At 32.1% G+C, this 2,813-nt stretch carries 2 protein-coding genes and 1 pseudogene; 1 reads left to right on the forward strand and 2 read right to left on the reverse strand.

Translation table 11 applies throughout. The annotated features are described in order from the left end of the window. Window positions 1-167, reverse strand: a 167-nt coding sequence (locus tag VKY41_RS06680; protein WP_500813664.1) for a response regulator, incomplete at its 3' end; no start/stop codon positions are given. 93 nt (window positions 168-260) lie between these two features. Continuing rightward, a complete protein-coding gene (locus VKY41_RS06685; RefSeq protein WP_500813663.1) occupies window positions 261-2,282 on the reverse strand; it encodes an ATP-binding protein in 2,022 nt (673 codons plus the stop codon). Between the two features lie 220 nt (window positions 2,283-2,502). On the opposite strand from VKY41_RS06685, the pseudogene VKY41_RS06690 reads away from it, so the two are divergent. After that, a pseudogene (locus VKY41_RS06690) lies at window positions 2,503-2,813 on the forward strand (hypothetical protein); the annotation flags it as partial.

Consider the following 2,813-nt stretch of genomic DNA (forward strand, 5'->3'; position numbering starts at 1 on the left):
AAAAATGCAATTTTAGGTTTTAAGTTTACAATGGCTTCCAAGGCATCTGCACCATTTTCTGCAGTTCCAACAATGGTATAACCGGCTTGTTCTAATTCTTTTCTTAGGCCTCTTAGCATAATAGGGTGATCGTCGGCAATAATAATGGTGATTTTCTTTTTATCCATGGATGTGTTTACAAAGCAAGCGTATTAAATATAACTGCAAAATACAATTTAATAAAACGATTCTTAAAGTATTAAGTCGAAAATATTCTATAATTAAGAGGCTTCTATAGGAAGTTTTACAGTTATTTGAGTTCCTTTATTTAATTTAGATTCAAGCTGAAGGTTGGCCTTAATAATTTTACAACGTTCCATAAGAGATTTCATTCCAAGGCTTTTAGATGTCTGAAGTTTTTTAGAATAATCAAATCCTTTGCCATTGTCCTTTATGGTTAAAATAATGCTGTTTGTTTCACTACTAATGCCAACAAACACAGCTTTCGCCTCAGCATGTTTTATTGTATTGTTTAAAGCTTCTTGAACAATTCTGTAAAGATGCAAGGCCTTTTCTTTATTGATGGCGTGATCTATATTCTCAATTTCTGAAGAGAAAAACACCTCTGTGTTTTCATCCAAATCGTTAATTAAATCTTCTATAGCTGCTGTAAAGCCTAAGCGTTCTAATGTTGCTGGATATAAGCCTTGAGAAATGGTTCGTAGATTTGTTAGGGTATCATTGGCTAAATTTTCGAAAGAACTATCGTCTATACTTTTAGACTTTCTAGTTAATAACATAAGTTGTTGCCCTACAGAATCGTGTAGTTCAAAAGCCAAACGTGTTCGCTCATCTTCTTGGGTTTGAATAATATCCTGAGTGAATTCTTCTTGTAGCTTTTGCTTGTTTTTTGCAAAATTACGCGAACGGATTATGGTTACAAATCCAAATACAGCCACCAAACCTAAACCACCAAACAATAACCATTGATTTTTAAGTTTGTTTTTAGAATCTAATAATTCAATGTTACTATCTTGATTCTGAATGATTAAATCGCGTTTTTCTGTTTCATAAATTGTTTGATAAAAGGCGAGAACTCGTGCTTTTTGAACACTTCCTATCGAGTCTTTAATTTTGGAATAGTTTTTATAGTGCCATAAAGCCTTGTCCTTATTGTTTAGACGTTCGTAAACTTTAGAAAGAAACAGTTCCGACTCTTGAATTTCTTCATATTGATCGCCTTCAGCTTTTAAGTCATGATATTCGGTGGCATAACGAAGTGCGTTTGGATATTCATTTTTGGCATAAGCCAATCTCATTTTAGCATTTAAATAGAAGGGTCTATTATATCCTGTAATATCTTTTTCATTAATTTCTAGTTCCTTTACTAGGCTTTCGGCTTGTTCAATACTGTCGTTTTCAGCTAGAGCTGCAGCTAAACCTGATTTAAGCAGGGGTTCAAAATATTCTTTGTTTTCTGAAATATTACCAGTTTTTAAGGCCAATTTTAAATTTTTAATCCTACTTTTTTGTAAATTTATTTTATTGTCGTCTGCAGCATTATTATAATACACAAAAGGTAAACTTGGAAAATCTTTATATAGATGTACTAAGTCTATTATCTCATTTCTTTCTTTTTTTGCTTCTTTAAAAAAACCATTTTTACTGTACAGAACAGATATGGAGTTTTTAACGTCTAACCACCTTAAGGTATCTTTTTTATTTTGAAACATGGTAGCTGCTTCTTGAAGTTCTAGAGAGGCCTTACCAAAATTTCCAATATTTACATGCGACATTGCAATTGCAAATTTAGATAGCTCTACGTATTTTGATTGGTATTTTTTGGCATAAAAATAAGCGCTATCAAAGTGCTTAATGGCTTCATCAAAGTTCCTCGATTCGTAATAGACATAAGCTGCTTCAAAGTAAAAATCGTCTATGATGTTTGGTTTTGTTACTTGGGGCAGTAACGGATAGCTTGCTTTAATTAATTGTTTAGCTTGTTTAAAATCATTTGGTCCGTAATTTAGATAATTAATAAGATTGGTCGTGTGTTTTACGGCAATATTGATGGAGTCCAATGTTTGAGCGTAGTTTATGGTAACTCGAAAAATAGAATCCACGTTTAAAGGCGTGTCGTATCTCATTTCGCCTGCCAAACTATCCAGAAACTTTAATCTGTTAACACCAGTAAATTTATTGTTGCTAATTTCCAGTTGTTTCTTGGTTTGCTCTAAATCTCTGTCTTGCGACATTGAAATAAAAGGCACTAAAATTAAGAGGAATAAAATAGGTAATCTCATTAGATTTTTGGTTTATGTAAAACTATATCTTTTAGAGAAGAAATAAAATAAATTGGAACATTTAGATTTGAATGAAAGAAAATATTTAGTGACCAGTCAGGTTTAGGACATTTTATAACTAAAATTTATGGTTTGAATACAAACAGATTTATTATTATTGTAATTCAATTTAAACATAACTGTAATCCCATGTTCGTGGGAATAACTTAAAATAATATTTATGCAATTACTAGGAATAAGTTCAAGAATCAATCATCCGGAATATGGAAAAGGAGTTGTTACCAATGTCACATCAAAACACTATTGGGTAACTTTTATAGAAAATGGTTTGGAAACTATAGACATCGACTCAGAATTTGAAGTTATTGAAGCCGCTGAAGACGATGTGGATACCGTTAGTTTTGCAGAAGTGGAAAGCAGTTTGGTACAGATTTTAAAACGTTGGAGCGATGTAACCGAAGTGGTACACATAGCAGATAAATGGAAAGGTGGGAAATTAATTCTAGAACCAGGAGATACCAATTTAAAATC

Source organism: Xanthomarina sp. (genome assembly GCF_035306605.1).
In the GTDB taxonomy this organism is placed as follows: Bacteria; Bacteroidota; Bacteroidia; order Flavobacteriales; family Flavobacteriaceae; genus Xanthomarina.

Bases quoted from the DNA above. Each gene is read 5' to 3' on its own strand.
- VKY41_RS06685 (WP_500813663.1), bottom strand. From the start codon at position 2,282: ATGAGATTACCTATTTTATTCCTCTTAATTTTAGTGCCTTTTATTTCA.